Origin of the sequence: Mesorhizobium sp. WSM4904 (genome assembly GCF_029674545.1) — a bacterium.
In the GTDB taxonomy this organism is placed as follows: Bacteria; Pseudomonadota; Alphaproteobacteria; order Rhizobiales; family Rhizobiaceae; genus Mesorhizobium.
In genome coordinates, this window is the sequence record NZ_CP121354.1 from 2,169,417 (window position 1) to 2,188,246 (window position 18,830).

The following is an 18,830-nucleotide window of genomic DNA, read 5'->3' on the forward strand; positions in this document are numbered from 1 at the left end:
GCATACGTTGGTAGCGCCGTCGCTGGCGCCGACAAGGACTTTCGCATAGCTTGAAGTCGTTGATCTCGAAGGCGATTCGGAGCCTCGCTCCGCTCTCGCCGCTTGCCTGGAGGGAACCTGCATGGGTATCGAAAGTCTCCTTGTCTTCATCATCGTTGGCGCCATCGCCGGCTGGCTCGCCGGCCTCATCGTCAAGGGTTTCGGCTTCGGGCTGATCGGCAATATCGTCATCGGCATCGTTGGCGCCTTGATCGCCGGCTGGATTTTCCCAAGGCTGGGCTTTGCCATAGGCGGTGGCATTCTCGCCGCGATCATCCACTCCACCATCGGCGCGGTGATCCTGCTGGTGCTGATCAAACTGGTGAAGCAGGCTTGATGCCCGGCATGCTTCAAGGGCGCGCCATGAAGCAGAACATGCTCTATCTGATCATCGGCGCGCTGCTGGTCGTGATCATCGCGCTCGGCATCTATATCTATCGTGAGCAAACCCGGCCGAAGGGCGTGGAGCTCAAGATCGACGACAAGGGCATCTCGATCCAACAGAATTGAGCCGGGTCGCGTCCGCATCTCGCGGCTTGACCGGGCTGCTCCGGATGACGGCTCCCATCAATCTTGCGGGAGCGGGCGGCAAACAAGATGACGTCCGGGCGGTTCGGCGATATCATTCCGGACATAGGGAGTTTGGGGCCGACCAACCTAGCCACTAGGAGGTTGCCATGAGGCACCAAACACTGGACCAGCTGCACGCCGTTGCCGAGGTCCGCACCGCTAAACCCGCAATGAGCCGAACCCAGCGCCTCGAGCGTTGGGCGGAGCTTCTCGAACGTGAGCCCAGCCGGCTCCTGACCGCGCTTACCGGCACCGAGTACCGCGCCCCGGCGGAACGCAATGTCATGCGCGGCGACGGCTCGCCGATATCGGTGGCCCTGGAAGACCCGGTTTTGCACGATGAAGGTTTGAAGGGCGACAGCTATGGAGAGGCGAAGCGTTTCTTCCAGCTGACCGATTATCAGCTGCACGAGATCGTCTGCTATTGCCATGTCGGCGACGTGATGCAGGCATCGAGAGCGGCGCTGTCGGTCCGCGCCGTGCTCGACTAGTCCACAGCCGACTTGCCCGCCGGATGCAGTCCGGCAAGGAGCGCGGTCGGATTTCTCGCACCGACCGCGCTCCGACAAGGTTCAAACGACCGCGATCTCGCCCGGAGTCGCTTGGTCGCGACGGGCGAGAGCTTCGCCCCGCGCGACCAGAGCTGGGAAATCACCAAGCATTTTCGATTGTCTCGGTTCTCCCACTTGAAGCCGTTCCCGGCCGTCGAGCGGGGCGTTGGTACGTCTCTACGATTGAAGCCCCGCACGCTGCCAAAGCGCAGCCGAGTGCTAGATCCCCGCAGGAAGCCCATGTGATATGCAACAACCGAGCATGGCCCTTAAGACCCCTGAAGACGGATCGGAACGGCGGATCATACTATTGCATGGCCGAGAACAAGAATCAGCATTTCGTCCCCAGGGTGCACTTAACGCCTTTCAGCGTTTGCGCAGAAGGCAAAGCCATCCACCTGTTCAATCTTGATCGGAAGAAGGTGATTTTCGACGCGCCGGTGAAAAATCAGTGTTCCAGGGATTACTTCTATGGGCAGGATTCGAAGCTCGAAGAGGCGATCCAAGCCGTCGAAGGATACTATGGCCGGTGTGTTGCTTCCCTCCATAAACCGGGCGCCCTTGTTAACGAATCACATGCCACAATCTTGAGGCGTTTCGCTTACCTACAGCATGTCCGCACAGAAGCCGCTGCGCGTCGATCCGCAGAGTTCGCTTTCGCCGCCACGAACGTCAGTGGTGTCAGCTGCAAACAACCGACATTCAAGGAGGCTGTGAAAACCGCCGTCATTGCTGCGATGCGCCACTACGCCCATACGATGGCCGTCGTGGACGATCTTAAGGTACGAGTTGTTCGAAACCTCACGTCAGTGCCGTTCATCACGTCCGATGATCCCGCCGTTCTCGCCAACCGATGGCATCAACAGCGCGTCCGAGACAGATCTTTCGGCGTCTCCAGTGCTGGAGCCTTGTTGTTCCTGCCGCTTACGCCAACACTTCTGGCCATTTTCCTGGATAGTGATGTCTATCAAGCTGAGCATGTGGGCGGGTGGATCAATGTGCCAAAACCGGCAGACATTCTTGCCTGCAATCACCACCAGGTATTGAACTGTGCGGCAAATCTGTATTTTGGCGATCGGAGTTCCGGTAATGACGTGCAAACGATGGCGGCTTCAGTGGCGCAGCTGAGGCCTCTAAGCCGGTTCAACGTCATGGCGGCCGTATCTGACGGTGAAACCGCAACCCACACCCGCTATGCTGTCGTGGATGCGAAGGACATCGCCGAGCACGACGACGTGCTTGTCCACGTGAGGGCCGTCAGGCCGGTGCCACCACGATGGCCCTCGTTCCTCAAGTTTCGGAACAAGCCTTTCGTCTACACCAATGACACGGGCGCAGGCTTTCGACGCCGGACTACGGCGACATCGCGCCTCCAGAACAGTCCGCCTTGGCGCAAGGTGCGTGGCTAAGGGGGCCAACGCGCCGCCGGCACCCGCCGATATTGTCAGGCTTCCGATTGCTCTGTCTCTTCGAAGACCGAGAACAGCGTGTCCTCATCTTCGTTCAGCGCAGCATCGCGTCGGTAAGAGAGTGACTCATTGGGAGCTTGGTAAACAGTCCTTGCCGTCAACTTCGGAAGGCTATCGAAGATCGCTTGTGCGGGCTCGAGTTCGCCAAAGAAGCCGATCAAGCGGTGATTGTAGTTCCATTCCAGAGCCCAAGCCCACGTTTCTGCGGACGGATGCTTCCTTGTGATCAGTTTGAAGAAACCGTCAGCGGATATCGCGAGAAAGCGACAGTCCCAGGGCTCGATCGTTTGCATAAATCCTTTCATCAGGGCGTTGCCCCAATCGCTGCGGATGGCCGCCATGACGGGATGATAGCCATGAAGCCAGTACCCGCCACAACGGGTTTCGTGGCTATAGGTCTGCATGTAGAAGAATGCCATCAGCTGCAAGCGCGCCAGTTCAAAGGCACGTTCGTCGTCGATCTGCGGCGGACAGGAAAATTGAAACGATATGTTGATGCCCGGCCCGAGGCTGCCCCGGATATTTATGCCTTCGCCACTATCCTTCACCGCCTTTCGGGTACGACGACTGCGGGCGTCGTTCGCCTTGCGACGCGCCTCCTCCATCGCATCCATGTCATCATGGCCGTAGCGCCCCCAGGCGTCGGGCTGGAGAGTGATCGCAGAAATGTCATCCTCGAGGGCGGCCTTGCGTGAGTTGCAACGTTGGCAGGCATTCAAGATCAGATTCCATTGGCGGTGCAATTTGCCTTTGGGCACGAAACGGCGTCCGATCACGTGCTCACGAGAAATGTTGCTTGCCGAAAGCATGGCGCCGCAATAGACGCAGGCGCGATTTTTGAGCGCTGTTGGGCGTTGCGGCACCATTTCAATTCGGCGGGTCTGGGCGGCGCATGATTCCATGCGCAGAGGATACACCGTCCCCTGTGCGCCGAACAGATCGGGAACGCAATGGTGTCTGATATCGAGCAGAGTCGCCAGTTGCTCCCCAGACGCAGTGCTAACGTCCTTGGCACTCCCGGCGCGGATCGTTGCGCCCGGCCATAGGGCCGGATCAGCCGGAGGTGGAATTCGATCCACTGTGAGGCATTTGATTCTCAATCGCTTCGATTTTTCCCCACTTAACGCGCCTTTAAACCGCCGCATCTACTCTGCAACTCGAGCGCCATCGGCACCGGGGGCAGCAAGCACAGCGCATGGCGAACCGCAGAGACAGTCGCATCGAACCGAGCTTCGAGGGGGCGCCGCGCGCGAAATCCTCCGATGGCTTTTCGGTCAGCGAGGAGGATCGCGTCGTGCCGGCAAATCGCAAATCCGCAGCAAAGCGCAAATCCGCCAGGGCGAAATCGCGCGGCCGTGGCCGCGATCGCAACCGGCGCGGGCTGTTTTCCATCTTCGGCCGTCTGCTCTACTGGTGCTTCGTGCTCTGCATCTGGGGCGGCATCGCGGCGGCCGGCATCGTCGTCTATTACGGCGCCAAGATGCCGGCGGCGACGACCTGGTCTATTCCCGACCGCGCGCCCAACATCAAGATCGTCTCGGTCGACGGCGGGCTGATCGCCAATCGCGGCATGTCGGGCGGCGAGGCCGTCGGCCTGCATGAAATGTCGCCCTACATCCCCGAGGCGGTCGTCGCCATCGAGGACCGTCGCTTCTATTCGCATTTCGGCATCGATCCGATCGGGCTGTCGCGCGCCATGGTCACCAACGTGCTCGGCGGGCATTTCTCGCAGGGCGGCTCGACGCTGACGCAACAGCTCGCCAAGAACCTGTTCCTGACGCCGGACCGCACGCTGGAGCGCAAGGTGCAGGAGGTGCTCCTGGCGCTCTGGCTGGAGCACAAGCACAGCAAGGACCAGATCCTCGAAATGTACCTCAATCGGGTCTATTTCGGTTCCGGCGCCTATGGCGTGGAGGCGGCCTCGCGGCGCTATTTCGGCAAGAGCGCGCGCGATGTCTCGCTGTCGGAGGCGGCACTTCTCGCCGGCTTGCTCAAGGCGCCGTCGCGGCTATCGCCGGCGCGCGACCCGAAGGCGGCGGAAGAGCGCGCGCAGCTCGTGCTCGCCGCCATGCGCGAGGAAGGCAAGATCAGCGACAAGGAATACAAGGTAGCGCTAAGCGCGCCGGCGACGCGCGCGCCGTCCTACTGGACCGGCTCGGAGAATTATGTCGCCGACACGGTCATGGAAGAGCTTCCGGACCTGATCGGCGACGTGCGCGGCGACATCGTCATCGACACCACCGTCGACTTGACCTTGCAGAAGCTTGCCGAACAGTCGATCCGCCGGCTGATCGACGAGAGCGGCAAGAAGCTCAACGTCACGCAAGGAGCGCTGGTGTCGATCGACGACTCCGGCGCCGTGCGCGCCATGGTCGGCGGCTACGACTATTCGACCAGCCAGTTCGACCGCGCCTCGGAAGCGCGCCGCCAGCCGGGCTCGGCCTTCAAGCCTTTCGTCTACATGGCGGCATTGGAAGCCGGCCGCACGCCGGACAGCGTGCGCAACGACGCGCCGATCAAAATCGGCAAATGGACGCCCGACAATTACGGGGGCAAATATTACGGCAAGGTGACGCTGGCCACCGCGCTCGCCAAGTCGCTCAACTCGGTGGCGGCGCAGCTCACCATGGAAGTCGGACCCGACGCGGTGGTCGAGGCGGCGCACCGCATGGGCATCCAGTCCGATCTGCAGTCGAACACCTCGATCGCGCTCGGCACCTCGGAAGTGACGCCGCTGGAATTGACCGCCGCCTACGTGCCTTTCGCCAATGGCGGCTACAAGCCGGACATCCATTTCATCCGCCGCGTCACCACGGCCGGCGGCAAGGTGCTCTACGAGAACAATGGCGGCAGCGCGCCGCGAGTCCTCAAGGCCGAGATCGTCGGCATGATGAATTCGATGATGACCGGCACGGTCGAGGTCGGCACCGCCAAGAAGGCGGCCTTCAACTGGCCCTCCGCCGGCAAGACGGGCACCAGCCAGAATTCACGCGACGCCTGGTTCGTCGGCTACACCGCCAACCTGACCACGGGCGTCTGGTTCGGCAATGACGACGGCAGCCCGATGAAGAAGGTGACCGGCGGCGCCTTGCCGGCGCAGGCCTGGCACGAGTTCATGGTCGCCGCGCATGAAGGCGTGCCTGTGCGGCCGCTGCCCGGCACCTGGAAATCGACGCCGTCCGATACGGTCGTGCCGGACGAGATACCCTCGGCTGACGCGTCGCAGCCGCCGCCGACACCGCCGGCAGCCGTAGGCCAGTCGGCGCCCGTCGCCCAGGCGCCCGCGCGCCAGGCGCGTCCGGCCCAGACGGTCGATGCCGACGGCTTCGGCATGCCGAGCGACAGCGGATCGACCGCTTCGATCAAGCATCCCGTGCCGCCCGGCGACGTCGGCGGCCCCACCAAGAAGCGCCAGACCTCGATCCTCGACATATTGAGCGGGGGTTAGACAATGGCAGGCGAACCGGCTGAGTCGACTGATGGGAAAGAATACAAGCGTCTAAGCACGTGGCAGTGGCTCTTGCTGGCCGGGATGACGGTCAGTGTGGTGGCCATTCGACACCTGCCATATCTCTATTACCCCGATCCTCGATACCTCGATCAGGAAAGAGTCGGGGCGATATACGGCTCCGTCATCCTGGGGTTTCTATTGCCTTATGGGTTGGCCTTGGGCATTGCACGCGTAGCCAGACGGTCGCGGGGAACTTTTCTAGCGGTGCTCTGGACGTTGTCGGGTCTGGTTTTTCTTCTCAATCTCGGCCTGCGCGCGGCGTGCCCGACTTGCTATTGAATGGCAATTGCTGGCCGATCTTGCGATCTCCTAGCGGCCTCTCGCCATTGTAACCATATTCGGCTAGATCACGCGCCGGAGACCGCGACATGGCCGAAATCGACAGCAGAAAAACCATCGTGCTCACCGGCGCCAGCCGCGGCATCGGCCATGCGACGGTGAAACGCTTTTCACGCGAGGGCTGGCGCGTCATCACCTGCTCGCGCCAGGCCTTCGCCGAGGATTGTCCATGGCCGGCCGGACCCGAGGACCACATCAAGGTCGATCTCGCCGACCAGGAGGATGTCGGCATCGCCATTTCGGAGATCCGGCACCGGCTGGAGGCGCATGGCGGGCAATTGCATGCGCTGGTCAACAATGCCGGCATCTCGCCGAAGCTGAAGGACGGCGGCCGGATGAACTCGATCGAGACGCCGATGCATGTCTGGCGCGACGTGTTCCAGGTCAACTTCTTCGCGCCGATCATGCTGGCCAGGGGCCTGTTCAAGGAGCTGGCCACGGCCAAGGGTTCGATCGTCAACGTCACCTCGATCGCCGGCACGCGGGTGCATCCATTCGCCGGCACGGCCTATGCGACGTCGAAAGCGGCGCTTGGCTCGCTGACGCGCGAGATGGCGCACGACTTCGGCCCGCACGGCATCCGCGTCAACGCGATCGCGCCGGGCGAGATCGACACCGCGATCCTGTCGCCCGGCACCGACAGAATAGTCGAGACGATCCCGATGCGCCGCCTCGGCGCCACATCGGAAGTGGCCGATATCATCTTCTTCCTGTGCTCGGGCCAGGCGTCCTACGTGACCGGCTCGGAGATCCACATCAACGGCGGCCAGCACGTGTGACCGACGGACTTCAGGCAAGGACTGCTCATCCGGTCATGGTGAGAACGGCCTTGCCGCTGAAGCTGCGCTGTCGCAGCGCGTCGAGCGCTTGCCCGATCTCGGTCCACGGCACAGTCAAGGCCACGCGGGTTTCCAGCCGGCCGGCCGCGACCAAGCCAAGCAGCCAGGCGATGTCGGCGCCAATGCCTGAACCGGACGTGTAATAAGCGAAAGTCTGAAGCCTGGCCCCCTCGTGGCCCGGAACGAACTGGCGGAAGCCGACCGGCGTGAGCTCGCCGCTGCTCGAACCGAACATGACGATGGTCCCGCCAGGCGCGACGCGTTCGATCGCGTGCGCGAGGCTTTTGCCGCCGACCGACTCGGTGATCAGCGAAAACGGTCCCGCGGCCAGCTCGATCGACTCGACGACTTGCTCGGCTCCCAAGCCACGCAGATCCTCGTCATACCGGGAAGTGGCGACCGCGGTCACGCGCGCGCCCTGCTCGCGGGCGATCTGGATCTGGAAACGGCCGACCGCGCCGCTTGCACCGGTGATCAGGACCTGCTGGCCGGCGAGGTCGCCGCCATGGTGCAAAGTCCGTAGCGCCGTCGTCCCCGCCACCGGAAGCGTGGCTGCGGACGCGAAGCTGACACCATCCGGCAGGACGGCGAGGCGGTCGGTTGGAACGGCGACGCGTTCGGCCCAGCCTGCCTCGTCGACCAAAGCCGTAACCCGGGTGCCGACGGCTGGCCCGGAGCCATCGGCCGCAGCGCGCTCGACAATCCCGACGATATCCTGGCCAGGTATCCAGCCGTCGGGGCGTATGGCGAGCAGGCGCAGTTCGCCACGGTTCAACGATGTTGCATGAACGCTCACCAATGCTTCATGCGCATTGCAGTTTGGTTCGTCGGTCTCGGTGAGTTTCAGCCGGTTGGGGCTGTCTGAAGAGATAGCAAGGGCAAGCATGGGCCACCGTTGGAATTGGAGATTTTGGGTCGCGGCGATATGGGCTCGAGCCTATCGACTTTCGTGACTGAAAAATTTAGATATAGAGCCAAATGATCGCTAAAAACATTCAATGAGGCGGCCGCTCCGCTGGCCCAGGCCGGACTTCGATGTCGACGACGTGCTCGCGCCGGCGATTGCCGTCCGCGTCGATGTGACCGAGACTCGGGCCGAAGTGCCCCAGCACTGGCACCGCAAAGGGCAACTCGTCTTCGCGCTCGGTGGCGGCGTCACGTGCCGCGTTCCGAGCGGCTTGTGGATGGTGCCGCCGCATTGCGGCGTGTGGATTCCGAGCGGCATGAAGCACAGCAATATCGCAACCGCCAATGCCCGGATTTTCTTCGTCTATATCGAGCCCGGAGCCGCCGACCTGCCGGACCGGTGCTGCACGCTGTCGATCTCGCCGCTGCTGCGCGAACTGATCGTCGAACTGTCGGACTGTTCGCCGGACGATGCAAGATGCGGTTTCCTGGGAGAGATTTTGCTGGCCGAGCTGCCACGCATGCCCGTGCAGCAATTGCACTTGCCGATCTCGGCCGAACCGCGGCTGCGGCGGATCGCCGAAATGTTGGCGAACGATCCCGCCGACCGCAGCACGCTGGCGCAATGGGCCGGTCGCGTCGCGCTCAGCGAGAGCAGTCTCGCGCGTCTGGTGGTGAAGGAGACAGGGCTGACCTTCGGGCGCTGGCGCCAGCAATTGCATTTGATCGTCGCAATCCGGGAGCTGGCTTCCGGCGCCAGCGTGCAGCAGGTGTCAGGCGACCTCGGCTATGAATCGGTCACCGCCTTCATCACCATGTTCAAGAAGGCGCTCGGCAAGCCGCCGGCGAAATATCTCGGCGACATCGCTCAAAATGGCGGGTCCGCATACGTCGCCTGATAGGCATCAGGCCGGCTGTGGTTTGATCTCCATGGCGGACCCAGCCGGATCGGTCGCTTTGGCCGTCACCACCTCGACGATGCCGCGCGCGATCTCGCTTTCGCCCATGATCACCGTGTCGGCGCCGAGCCCTTTCAGGTGCTCGACCTCGGCATCGGAATGGGCACGGGCAATGATGTTGATCGCCGGATTGGCGGCGCGGGCCCGAAGCACGACCTGCCCGGCCTCGAAGGCATTCGGGATGGCAAGGATCAGCCGCTTGGCGCCCTCCGGATTGGCGGCGGAAAAGACCTCCGCATTGGCAGCATTGCCGGCCACCGTCTCGATGCCGTCGGCCTTCAGCTTCGCCAGCGTCTTGTCGGCATCCTCGATGACCAGGAAGGGCAGGGCTGCCTCTTTCAGCGCGGCCCCAACAAGGCTGCCGACGCGGCCATAGCCGATCAGGATGGAATGGCCGGTCAGCGTCGACTTGGGCGGCGGGCCGTCCTCTTTCTCTGAAGTCGCCGGCGCCGAAGCCACCTGACCCCGCTCCGTCGCCGGGCCGATCGGGCTTGCTTCCTCGGGAGAATTGGCGGAGCGCCTCTCCAGCCATGGCTTCATCCGGTCCACGACGAGAAACATCAGCGGGTTGAGCAGGATCGACAGGATGGCGCCGGCAAGGATCAGGTCGCGGCCCTGATCGGGCAGCAGCTTCAGCCCGACCCCGAGTTCGGCCAGGATGAAGGAGAATTCGCCGATCTGGGCGAGGCTGGCAGAAATCATCAGCGCGGTGGCGATCGGATAGCGGAAGGCGATGACGATAACAAAGGCGGCGAGCGACTTGCCGATGACGATGATGGCAAGGGTGGCGAGTATGGGAAGGCCGTTGCTGACCAGGCTCAACGGGTCGAACAGCATGCCGACCGAGACGAAGAACAGCACCGAGAACGCGTCGCGCAGCGGCAATGATTCTTCAGCCGCGCGGTGGCTGAGCTCGGATTCGCTCATGATCATGCCGGCGAAGAAGGCGCCGAGCGCCAGCGAGACGCCGAACAGTTTCGCCGCGCCGAAGGCGACGCCGAGCGCGATGGCGAGCACCGCGAGCCGGAACAGCTCGCGCGAGCCGGTATGGGCGACATAGTGCAGGATCCAGGGGATGACCCTGCGGCCGACGACCAGCATGACGACGACGAAGGCGGCGACCTTGGCGAGTGTCATGCCGACCACGCCCCATATGCCGTAGCTGGCAGGCAGCGACAGCAGGCTCGAATGGTCGTCCACCAGCGGCTGGCCGCCGAGCACGCCGGCCAGCGCCGGCAGCAGCACCAGCGCCAGCACCATGGCCAGATCCTCGACGATCAGCCAGCCGACGGCGATGCGGCCGCGCTCGGTCTCGATCAGTCGCCGTTCCTGCATGGCGCGCAGCAGCACCACGGTCGAGGCGACGGATAGAGCGAGGCCGAAGACCAGGCCGGCACCCAGGGACCAGCCGAGCAGCCAGGCGAGGCCGGCGCCGAGCAGCGTGGCAAAGCCGATCTGCACGACAGCGCCGGGCACGGCGATTGCGCGGACCGACAAAAGGTCCTTCAGCGAGAAATGCAGGCCGACGCCGAACATCAGGAGGATGACGCCGATCTCGGCGAGCTCGTTGGCGAGGCTGGCGTCGGCGACGAAGCCCGGCGTGTTCGGGCCGACCAGGACGCCGGCTACCAGATAGCCGACCAGCGGCGGGATGCGGAAACGGTTGGCCAACGCTCCGAAGACGAAAGCAAGCCCCAAACCGGCGACGATGGTGGCGATAAGGGGCGTGTCATGCGGCATTGTCTATGGAGCGCCTTTCGGAAATTTACGATGTCGGATAAGCGCCGCCCGAGGCCGTCGCCCTTCGCAATATGGTGGAGAGCGCGGCGATGACGCAACCATGGCCGGGCAGAAATCGGCGCCGGGGCCGGTTCCGAAAAAAGAAAGGCACTCGGCCGCTGTCGGCAGACCGCGGCATCAAGCGCTCGATGTCCTCTGGCCATGCGGCGTTTTCAGGCCGCCAGGAGCAGACCCTCTATCTCGAAGATGGTGTGGTTGGTCAGCGTCTTGGGGATTTCGGCCTGAACTTTTTCGCAGACTTCCTTGTGCAGCTTCTGCCGCATTTCGCCCAGCACCCGCGGCGGCGCAATCAGCACGATCTCTTCGAACTGACCCCGGTGTGCAAGCTTGTAGAGCCGGTCGGCAATATCGTCAGCAAAACGTTCCTTTCCCAAGCGATGCCAGTCGGTTTCTTCGATCGCGCTGCGAGGTCCTTCGGCGTATCGGCCCGGTCTGTCGGTGCCTTGCTCACGAGTGGCAGGATTTTCCTGCTCCATCTCCTGCACGACCTGCAGGTTCGGATATTTGGTGTCGCCCTCGTTGCGCAGGAAAAGCGCCTTCTCGCCGTCAGCCACGATGACCCAAAGACCGTGTTTCAGCCTGATGCTCATGGCGCTCACTCCTTTTCGGTTTTCAGATATGTCGGTCATGCTCAAATGCGGCCTGTCGGCGGGGTAGGGTCGCTAGCCAAACGTGCCGCCGAGCGTGATTGTTCCAGCCAGGACGACGCCCGCGATCATCTCTTTGCAAAGTGCACCAACGGTCGCCGGTGAGGGTACGGCTTTAATCTACTAACTTAGTAGAAATTAGAAAAAAACGTTTTGCCGCGCTGAGGGGACGGCGCTAAAAATCATGCTGGATCAATGGCCGCGAGCGGGGTGCCTGGACACCTCAAGTTCCGGCGTAGAATTTTTTTCTCCTGCCTTTCGCGGCTGCGAAAAAGCGATTGCCTGCCATCATGGGATGCGCGAGTGCTTGCCTTCTGGTTTTTGCCGCGCACGCATAAAACTGCCAGACTGTTCTCTTAATCGTTGTCGCCATGTCGCCAGCCAATGCCAAGCTCAACGCCTTCCCCGTCTTCCTGCGGGTCGACGGCGAAGCCGTGGCCATCGTCGGCAACGGCGAGGGGGCGCTTGCCAAGGCCAGGCTGCTCGCGCAGTCGAGCGCGGCGCTGCGCATCATCGCGGACGATGCCGATCCCGAACTTCTGAATTTCATCGCAACAGCCGGCGCCGTTCATGTCGATGCCGCCTATGACGCTGCCCAGCTCGAAGGCGCGGCCATGGTGTTTGCCGCCAGCGGTGACGAGGCGCTCGACCGCCGGGTCGCCGAAGATGCGCGCCGGCTGGGCATCCCGGTCAACGCCGTGGACCGGCCGGAACTCTGCGATTTCTTTACGCCGGCGCTGGTCAACCGGGCGCCGGTTGCGATCGCCATCGGCACCGAGGGCGCCGGCCCGGTGCTCGCGCAGCTGCTGCGCGTGCGCATCGACCGCATGCTGTCGCCGTCGCTCGGCCGGCTGGCTGCCTTGGCGGCTTCGTTCCGTGCCGCCGCCGAGCGGCTGCCGAAAGGCAATCGCCGCCGCCGCTTCTGGAGCGACTTCTTCGCCGGCGGTCCGGCCAAGGCTGTCGAGGCCGGAGAATTCGCCAGGGCGCATGATGCGGCGCTCGACCTTCTGGCTTCGAACGAGTTGACGGCGGGCCATATCGCGCTTGTCGGCGCGGGTCCGGGCGCGGAGGATCTCTTGACGCTGCGTGCCCACCGCCTGCTCATGGAAGCGGACGCGATCGTCTATGACGCGCTGGTGCCGGAGGCGATCGTCGCCATGGGCCGCCGCGACGCCGAGCGGCTGCCCGTCGGCAAGCGCAAGGGCTGCCATTCCAAGAGCCAGGAAGAGATCAATGCCCTGCTCATCGAGCTTGGCCGCGCCGGCAAGCGCGTGGTGCGGCTGAAGTCCGGCGATCCGCTGGTGTTCGGCCGGGCGGGCGAGGAGATGGCGGCGCTGCGCGGAGCCGGCATCGCCTATGAGGTGGTTCCGGGCGTCACCGCCGCCTTCGCCGCCGCAGCCGATTTCGAACTGCCGCTGACGCTGCGCGGCGTGACCTCCTCGATGGTGTTCACCACCGGACACGACCTCAAGGGCAATTCGCTGCCCGACTGGGCCAAGCTCGCCATCTCCGGCGCCACCGTTGCCGTCTATATGGGCCGCTCGGTCGCTGCCGAAGTTGCCGGACGTCTGATCGAAGCGGGACTGTCGCCGGACACTGCCGTCGCTGTCGTCGAGAATGCAAGCCTCGGCAATCGCCGCCGCTTCCACGGCACGCTGGCCGACCTGCCGTCGCTCGAAGCGCGCGCCGATCTCACCGGTCCGGTCATGACGATCATCGGCGACGCGGTCGCCGGCGCCAATTTCGAACGATCCGAACCGCTCGCGACACACAAGCGCGAAGACACAGCACACCAAGACACAGGGCGCGAAGACACAGGGCATGAAGAGGCCGCCGACAGTACGGTGGCCGAAGGAGTACGGCAATGAAGGTTCTGACCGCGAACAGGCTCTCCGACGGCATCGCCGTCTGGTACGCCGATGGCGGCTGGGCGGAGACAGTCGGCCATGCCGACATCGCCCACGACAAGGTGGCTGAGGACAGGCTGGAGGCGATCGGCGCCGCGGCGGCCGCCAACAACGAAGTGGTCGACGTCAACATCATCGACGTCGCCGTGGTCAATGGATTGGTCGAGCCGGTGCGGCTGCGCGAGAAGATCCGCGCCGCGGGTCCAACCATCCGCACCGATATCGGCAAGCAGGCGTCCCCGGCACCGGCCCGGGCGGCATAAGTTTCAAGGAAAGAGCGGGCGGACGCGCCCCGGAAGACGAAGCATGTACCGTTACGACGAGTTCGACCAAGATTTCGTTCGCGCCAGGGTCGCCGAGTTCAGCGACCAGGTGCAGCGCCGGCTTGCCGGCGACATCACCGAGGAGCAATTCCGGCCGCTCAGGCTGATGAACGGCGTCTATCTGCAGCTGCATGCCTATATGCTGCGCATCGCCGTGCCTTACGGCACGCTGAACAGCCGGCAATTGCGCATGCTCGGCCACATAGCCCGCAAATACGACAAGGGCTACGGCCATTTCACCACACGGCAGAACATCCAGTTCAACTGGCCGGCGCTGTCCGACGTTCCGGCGATCCTCGCCGATCTGGCGAGCGTCGAGATGCATGCCATCCAGACCAGCGGCAACTGCATCCGCAACGTTACCGCGGACCACTTCGCAGGTGCCGCCGCCGACGAGGTCGCCGACCCGCGTCCGTATGCGGAAATCCTGCGCCAATGGTCTTCGGTGCATCCGGAGTTCTCGTATCTGCCGCGCAAGTTCAAGATCGCGGTGACCGGCGCCGAGCGCGATCGCGCCGCCATTCAGACGCATGACATCGGCCTGCATCTGAAGAAGAACGCGGCCGGTGAGCTTGGCTTTGCCGTCTATGTCGGCGGCGGCCAGGGCCGCACGCCGATGGTGGCCAAGAAGATCCGCGACTTCCTGCCGGAAGCCGAGCTGTTGTCCTACTGCACGGCGATCCTGCGCGTGTACAACCTCTATGGCCGCCGCGACAACAAGTTCAAGGCGCGCATCAAGATCCTGGTCCACGAGACCGGCGTCGAGGAGATCACCCGCCAGGTCGAGGCCGAATGGCAGGAACTCAAGGACGCCGAGCTGAAGCTGCCGGATGCTGATATCCAGGCTATCAACGCCTATTTCGCGCCGCCGGCATTGCCGGACCGGCCGGAAGGCGACGCGCAGGTGAAGCAGGCGCGGCTCGATTCCAAGAGTTTCTCGGAATGGCTCGACCAGAACGTCGTGACACATCGCCACCCCGACTATGCGGCGGTGACGATCTCGCTCAAGGGTATCGGCGAGGTTCCTGGCGACGCCAGCGACAGCCAGATGGAAGCCGTTGCCGACATCGCCGAGAAATATGCCTTCGACGAGCTGCGCGTCAGCCACGAGCAGAACCTCATCCTGCCGCATGTGGCGCGCGCCGACCTCAAGGCGGTCTATGACGCGCTGGTCGAGATCGGCCTGGCGACGGCCAATTCCAACCTGATCAGCGACATCATCTCCTGCCCCGGCCTCGATTATTGCGCGCTGGCCACGGCGCGTTCCATTCCGGTGGCGCAGGAGATTTCTCGCCGCTTCGCCTCGCTGGAGCGGCAGCGCGAGATCGGCGAATTGAAGCTGAAGATCTCCGGCTGCATCAATGCCTGCGGCCACCACCATGTCGGCCACATCGGCATTCTCGGTGTCGAGAAGAAGGGCACCGAGCTCTACCAGGTGACGCTCGGCGGCTCGGCCGACGAGAACACGTCGGTCGGCGAGATCATCGGCCGCGGCTTTTCATCGGAAGAGATCACCGATGCCATCGAGCAGATCGTCGAAACCTATCTCGGCCTTCGGCTCAGTCCCGACGAACGTTTTATCGACGCCTACCGCCGTGTCGGTCCCGCGCCGTTCAAGGAGGCGCTCTATGCTGGCGAAACCAAGGCCGCTTGACCGGACGGGCGGCGTCGAGGCCGGCGTCGCCGCGGAAGCGGCAGGGCTCGACGCGCTGCTTGGCCATCTGAAGCCGATCGAGATCATCGAACGCTCGGCGCGTGAATTCTTCCGCGGCGAGGTCGCCGCCGTGTCGTCCTTTGGTGCGGATTCAGCGGTGCTCCTGCATATGATCGCCAAGATCGACCGCTCGCTGCCGGTGATCTTCCTCGACACCGGCAAGCATTTCGAGGAAACGCTGGGCTATCGCGACGCGCTGGTTGCCGATTTCGGCCTGACCGATGTCAGGGTGATCAAACCGGACGAGGCGGGGCTCGAGCGCGTCGATCCGACCGGCAGGCTGCATGAGACCGATACCGACTCCTGCTGCAACGTGCGCAAGGTCGAGCCGTTGGCGCGCGGCGTCGAGCCGTTCCGCGCCTGGTTCACCGGACGCAAGCGCTTCCAGGCTTCGACGCGCGCAGCGCTGCCGGTCTTCGAGGCGGTCGGCTCGCGTATCCGCATCAATCCGCTCGCGCATTGGACGACGTCGGACCAGGCCGACTATATGCGCGCGCATGCGCTGCGCGAAAATCCGCTGGTCGCCTATGGCTATCTCTCGATCGGCTGCTTCCCCTGCACGCAGCCGGTGCAGCCCGGCGAGGACGCGCGTAGCGGCCGCTGGGCAGGGCACGCCAAGACCGAATGCGGCATTCATCTCTCCGGACTGGAGAAGTCGCTGACCGACGCATCGCTTTAGAGTATGTTGATTCAGGTGAGGCCGGCCCGCAAACGGCGGTTTCCTGCCGGCCTTCGCCGGCCGAAGCACTGATGAGTGGCGTGGCCGTTGAATTTAGGCTACGGCCGGCGTAGGCCGGTGCTCACGTACATGAAGTTAGCTCCGCTCCGGTTCTCGGAAGCCACCGCTCTCGGCTCGGCCTGACCTGACTCTCGACATATCCTTCGATTTTTGGACTTGGGAATTTTGATGACTGAAGCGACCAAACCGGAAACCCGCCTCTGGACCCCGAAGGGTTTTCGCGAGGACGACTGGACCCATGCCGAAAGCGCCGAGGCGCTTGCCGGCAATGGCCGCTTCATCCTGCCGCTGCAGGCTTTCCTGGCGCTCGATGACGAGACCCGCAAGTCGGCCAAGGAGCGCATCGGCGTGCTGTTGCTGCCCGGCGACGAACTCGACAAGATCGTCGGCTTGCTCGACCAGCTGTCGCTGGTGGCGCTGGCCTTTCCGGCTTTCAACGACGGCCGCTCCTTCTCCAAGGGCGAGCTGCTGCGCAGCCGCCACAATTTCAAGGGCGCGGTCCGCGCCACGGGCCAGGTGCTGGTCGATCAGCTGCCGCATATGTTGCGGCTCGGCTTCGACGAGTTCGAGGTCTCCAATCCGGTGCTCTTGAAGCGTCTGGAGGAAGGACGCACCGGCGGCCTGCCGGTCTATTACCAGCCGGCGGTGGAGCCGGAAGCCAAGGGACCGAAATATTCCTGGCGGCGCAAGCGCCCAGGCTGACGCGACGGCATCTTTACAAGGTCTTCGCGCAAGTCTTTTCTCCAAGAACGGACGGAAATATCCGCCGGGGAGGGAACGATGCGTTACGACTATGTGATCGCCGGCGGCGGGTCCGCCGGTTGCACGCTTGCGGCAAGGCTTTCCGAGGATCCATCGAAGACGGTCTGCCTGCTCGAAGCGGGCGGCGACGGCAAGGATCTGCTGATCCGCGCGCCGGCAGGCATCATCGCGCTGCTGCCGGGGCGGCCGAGGATCAACAACTGGGCCTTCCAGACGGTGCCGCAGGAAGGCCTCAACGGCCGCAGGGGCTATCAGCCGCGCGGCAAGGCCCTGGGCGGCTGCAGCGCCATCAACGCCATGCTCTACACGCGCGGCAACCGCCGCGACTATGACGAATGGGCCGACCTCGGCTGCGACGGCTGGTCGTGGGACGAGGTGCTGCCTTATTTCCGGCGCGCCGAGGGCAACCAACGTGGCTCCGATCCGCTGCATGGCGGCGATGGGCCGCTCAGGGTGGCGGAGCAGCAGGAGCCGCGCCCTATTTCCAGGGCCTTTGTCGATGCTTGCGGTGAAAACCAGATCAGGCGCAACGACGACTTCAACGGTCCGGACCAGGAAGGGGCAGGGCTCTATCAGGTGACGCAGTTTTGGGGCGAGCGCCGCAATGGCGAACGCTGCTCGGCGGCCGCCGCCTATCTGCATCCGGCGACCGGCCGGCGCAATCTCACCGTCGTCACCGGCGCGCATGCGACGGGCGTGGTGCTCGACGGCAAGCGCGCCAGGGGCGTTCGCTATCGCATCGGCAAGGACGAAGCCGTGGCGGAAGCCAAGCGCGAGGTCATCCTTTGCGGCGGGGCGTTCGGCTCGCCGCAACTGCTTATGCTTTCCGGCATCGGTCCGGCAGTCGAGCTCGCGGCGCACGGCATTCCGCTCGTCCACGAGCTGCCCGGCGTCGGCCGCAACCTGCAGGACCATCTCGATTTCATCCTGGCCTGGAAATCGCGGGAGACGGACCTGATGGGCATCGGCCTGCGCGGCATGCCGGGCTTGATCAGGCACATGCTGCGCTGGCGCAAGGATGGCACCGGCATGATCGCCACGCCCTATGCCGAAGCCGGCGCCTTCCTCAAATCCGATCCGGCGATCGAGCGTCCCGATCTGCAATTGCATTTCTGCATCGCCATCGTCGACGACCACGGCCGCAAGCTGCATATGGGCTACGGCTTTTCCTGCCATGTCTGCGTGCTGAGACCCTATTCGCGCGGCGCGGTAGGGTTATCGAGCACCGACCCGCTGGCGCCACCGCGCATCGACCCGCGCTTCCTGGAGGACGAGCGGGACGCCGACCTTCTGCTCAAAGGCGTGCGGATGATGCGCGCCATATTGGAGGCGCCGGCGCTGGCGAAATATCGCGCCAAGGAAATCTACACCGCCGGCGCTTCCGGCGATGCCGAGCTGATGGCGCATATCAGGGCGCGCGCCGACACGATCTACCACCCAGTCGGCACCTGCAAGATGGGCATCGACGATATGGCCGTCGTCGACCCGAAGCTCAAGGTTCGCGGGCTGGAGGGGCTGCGCGTGGTCGATGCCTCGGTGATGCCGACCTTGATCGGCGGCAACACCAATGCGCCGACGATCATGATCGCCGAGAAGGCCGCGGACATGATCCGGGCAGCAGCCTGAGCCTTGCGTGCTTGGTCGGACCAGGTTGCTTGATTCCGCCTCGGCTGAGCCGGTCCTGCCGGCTTGCTATCGGGATCGAGTCGATCTGGTCAGACCACTTATGCGATTTGCACTTCCCCTTCGGCCATA

Annotated in this window: 17 protein-coding genes; 13 read left to right on the plus strand and 4 right to left on the minus strand. The window is 63.8% G+C overall.

Annotated elements, in window-relative coordinates; all coding sequences use genetic code 11:
• Nucleotides 1–121: 121 nt before the first annotated feature.
• The 4 genes from QAZ47_RS10315 (at nucleotide 122) to QAZ47_RS10330 (ending at nucleotide 2,569) form a co-directional block, all read left to right on the plus strand.
• Complete coding sequence (locus QAZ47_RS10315; protein ID WP_278233170.1) at nucleotides 122–376, plus strand: GlsB/YeaQ/YmgE family stress response membrane protein; 255 nt, start codon at nucleotides 122–124, stop codon at nucleotides 374–376.
• Nucleotides 376–549, plus strand: coding sequence for a hypothetical protein (locus tag QAZ47_RS10320; protein WP_278233934.1), 174 nt, complete (start codon nucleotides 376–378; stop codon nucleotides 547–549). Before QAZ47_RS10315 ends, QAZ47_RS10320 begins: the two co-directional genes overlap by 1 nt.
• Nucleotides 550–716: 167 nt before the next feature.
• Complete coding sequence (locus QAZ47_RS10325; RefSeq protein WP_278233171.1) at nucleotides 717–1,100, plus strand: hypothetical protein; 384 nt, start codon at nucleotides 717–719, stop codon at nucleotides 1,098–1,100.
• 374 nt (nucleotides 1,101–1,474) lie between these two features.
• Complete coding sequence (locus tag QAZ47_RS10330; protein WP_278233172.1) at nucleotides 1,475–2,569, plus strand: DUF4238 domain-containing protein; 1,095 nt, start codon at nucleotides 1,475–1,477, stop codon at nucleotides 2,567–2,569.
• 35 nt (nucleotides 2,570–2,604) lie between these two features.
• Here the strand turns inward: QAZ47_RS10330 and QAZ47_RS10335 are convergent, their stop codons facing one another.
• Nucleotides 2,605–3,774, minus strand: a complete 1,170-nt coding sequence (locus tag QAZ47_RS10335; RefSeq protein WP_278233173.1) for a hypothetical protein — start codon at nucleotides 3,772–3,774, stop codon at nucleotides 2,605–2,607.
• Nucleotides 3,775–3,824: 50 nt separating this feature from the next.
• Between QAZ47_RS10335 and QAZ47_RS10340 the strand changes: the two genes are divergently transcribed.
• Entirely contained in the window at nucleotides 3,825–6,077 is a 2,253-nt protein-coding gene (locus QAZ47_RS10340; RefSeq protein WP_278233174.1) for a transglycosylase domain-containing protein, read from the plus strand.
• A gap of 431 nt (nucleotides 6,078–6,508) precedes the next feature.
• Nucleotides 6,509–7,258, plus strand: a complete 750-nt coding sequence (locus tag QAZ47_RS10345; protein ID WP_278206656.1) for an SDR family oxidoreductase — start codon at nucleotides 6,509–6,511, stop codon at nucleotides 7,256–7,258.
• A gap of 25 nt (nucleotides 7,259–7,283) precedes the next feature.
• Here QAZ47_RS10345 and QAZ47_RS10350 read toward each other — a convergent pair whose 3' ends face one another.
• Nucleotides 7,284–8,204 (minus strand): zinc-binding dehydrogenase, encoded by a 921-nt coding sequence (locus QAZ47_RS10350; RefSeq protein ID WP_278233175.1) that lies wholly within the window; start codon nucleotides 8,202–8,204, stop codon nucleotides 7,284–7,286.
• A gap of 112 nt (nucleotides 8,205–8,316) precedes the next feature.
• Between QAZ47_RS10350 and QAZ47_RS10355 the strand changes: the two genes are divergently transcribed.
• Entirely contained in the window at nucleotides 8,317–9,123 is an 807-nt protein-coding gene (locus QAZ47_RS10355) for a helix-turn-helix transcriptional regulator (RefSeq protein ID WP_278206659.1), read from the plus strand.
• A 6-nt stretch (nucleotides 9,124–9,129) separates the two neighbouring features.
• Here the strand turns inward: QAZ47_RS10355 and ybaL are convergent, their stop codons facing one another.
• The gene (gene ybaL, locus QAZ47_RS10360) at nucleotides 9,130–10,923 is read right to left on the minus strand and encodes a YbaL family putative K(+) efflux transporter (protein ID WP_278233176.1); all 1,794 of its coding nucleotides are present in this window, start codon (nucleotides 10,921–10,923) and stop codon (nucleotides 9,130–9,132) included.
• A gap of 212 nt (nucleotides 10,924–11,135) precedes the next feature.
• Nucleotides 11,136–11,573, minus strand: coding sequence for a host attachment family protein (locus QAZ47_RS10365; protein ID WP_278206662.1), 438 nt, complete (start codon nucleotides 11,571–11,573; stop codon nucleotides 11,136–11,138).
• Between the two features lie 428 nt (nucleotides 11,574–12,001).
• Between QAZ47_RS10365 and cysG the strand changes: the two genes are divergently transcribed.
• The 6 genes from cysG (at nucleotide 12,002) to QAZ47_RS10395 (ending at nucleotide 18,701) form a co-directional block, all read left to right on the plus strand.
• Entirely contained in the window at nucleotides 12,002–13,498 is a 1,497-nt protein-coding gene (gene cysG / locus QAZ47_RS10370; RefSeq protein WP_278233177.1) for a siroheme synthase CysG, read from the plus strand.
• Nucleotides 13,495–13,800 (plus strand): DUF2849 domain-containing protein, encoded by a 306-nt coding sequence (locus QAZ47_RS10375; protein ID WP_278073837.1) that lies wholly within the window; start codon nucleotides 13,495–13,497, stop codon nucleotides 13,798–13,800. Before cysG ends, QAZ47_RS10375 begins: the two co-directional genes overlap by 4 nt.
• Nucleotides 13,801–13,843: 43 nt before the next feature.
• The gene (locus tag QAZ47_RS10380; protein ID WP_278233178.1) at nucleotides 13,844–15,514 is read left to right on the plus strand and encodes a nitrite/sulfite reductase; all 1,671 of its coding nucleotides are present in this window, start codon (nucleotides 13,844–13,846) and stop codon (nucleotides 15,512–15,514) included.
• Nucleotides 15,489–16,253 carry a phosphoadenylyl-sulfate reductase gene (locus tag QAZ47_RS10385; protein ID WP_278206666.1) on the plus strand — a complete coding sequence of 255 codons (765 nt, stop codon included), beginning with the start codon at nucleotides 15,489–15,491 and terminating at the stop codon, nucleotides 16,251–16,253. The genes QAZ47_RS10380 and QAZ47_RS10385 overlap by 26 nt, the downstream gene beginning before the upstream one ends.
• A gap of 228 nt (nucleotides 16,254–16,481) precedes the next feature.
• Complete coding sequence (locus QAZ47_RS10390) at nucleotides 16,482–17,015, plus strand: DUF934 domain-containing protein (RefSeq protein WP_278233179.1); 534 nt, start codon at nucleotides 16,482–16,484, stop codon at nucleotides 17,013–17,015.
• Between the two features lie 78 nt (nucleotides 17,016–17,093).
• Nucleotides 17,094–18,701, plus strand: coding sequence for a GMC family oxidoreductase N-terminal domain-containing protein (locus tag QAZ47_RS10395; protein WP_278233180.1), 1,608 nt, complete (start codon nucleotides 17,094–17,096; stop codon nucleotides 18,699–18,701).
• Nucleotides 18,702–18,830: the final 129 nt, after the last annotated feature.

Excerpts from the sequence above, each read along its gene's own strand:
- QAZ47_RS10315 (WP_278233170.1), top strand. The coding sequence starts at position 122 with ATGGGTATCGAAAGTCTCCTTGTCTTCATCATCGTTGGCGCCATCGCC.
- QAZ47_RS10395 (WP_278233180.1), top strand. The coding sequence starts at position 17,094 with ATGCGTTACGACTATGTGATCGCCGGCGGCGGGTCCGCCGGTTGCACG.
- QAZ47_RS10355 (WP_278206659.1), top strand. The coding sequence starts at position 8,317 with ATGAGGCGGCCGCTCCGCTGGCCCAGGCCGGACTTCGATGTCGACGAC.
- QAZ47_RS10350 (WP_278233175.1), bottom strand. The coding sequence starts at position 8,204 with ATGCTTGCCCTTGCTATCTCTTCAGACAGCCCCAACCGGCTGAAACTC.
- QAZ47_RS10335 (WP_278233173.1), bottom strand. The coding sequence starts at position 3,774 with ATGCGGCGGTTTAAAGGCGCGTTAAGTGGGGAAAAATCGAAGCGATTG.
- ybaL (WP_278233176.1), bottom strand. The coding sequence starts at position 10,923 with ATGCCGCATGACACGCCCCTTATCGCCACCATCGTCGCCGGTTTGGGG.
- QAZ47_RS10380 (WP_278233178.1), top strand. The coding sequence starts at position 13,844 with ATGTACCGTTACGACGAGTTCGACCAAGATTTCGTTCGCGCCAGGGTC.
- QAZ47_RS10345 (WP_278206656.1), top strand. The coding sequence starts at position 6,509 with ATGGCCGAAATCGACAGCAGAAAAACCATCGTGCTCACCGGCGCCAGC.
- QAZ47_RS10320 (WP_278233934.1), top strand. The coding sequence starts at position 376 with ATGCCCGGCATGCTTCAAGGGCGCGCCATGAAGCAGAACATGCTCTAT.
- QAZ47_RS10365 (WP_278206662.1), bottom strand. The coding sequence starts at position 11,573 with ATGAGCATCAGGCTGAAACACGGTCTTTGGGTCATCGTGGCTGACGGC.
- QAZ47_RS10340 (WP_278233174.1), top strand. The coding sequence starts at position 3,825 with ATGGCGAACCGCAGAGACAGTCGCATCGAACCGAGCTTCGAGGGGGCG.
- QAZ47_RS10390 (WP_278233179.1), top strand. The coding sequence starts at position 16,482 with ATGACTGAAGCGACCAAACCGGAAACCCGCCTCTGGACCCCGAAGGGT.
- QAZ47_RS10325 (WP_278233171.1), top strand. The coding sequence starts at position 717 with ATGAGGCACCAAACACTGGACCAGCTGCACGCCGTTGCCGAGGTCCGC.
- QAZ47_RS10330 (WP_278233172.1), top strand. The coding sequence starts at position 1,475 with ATGGCCGAGAACAAGAATCAGCATTTCGTCCCCAGGGTGCACTTAACG.
- QAZ47_RS10375 (WP_278073837.1), top strand. The coding sequence starts at position 13,495 with ATGAAGGTTCTGACCGCGAACAGGCTCTCCGACGGCATCGCCGTCTGG.
- QAZ47_RS10385 (WP_278206666.1), top strand. The coding sequence starts at position 15,489 with ATGCTGGCGAAACCAAGGCCGCTTGACCGGACGGGCGGCGTCGAGGCC.
- cysG (WP_278233177.1), top strand. The coding sequence starts at position 12,002 with ATGTCGCCAGCCAATGCCAAGCTCAACGCCTTCCCCGTCTTCCTGCGG.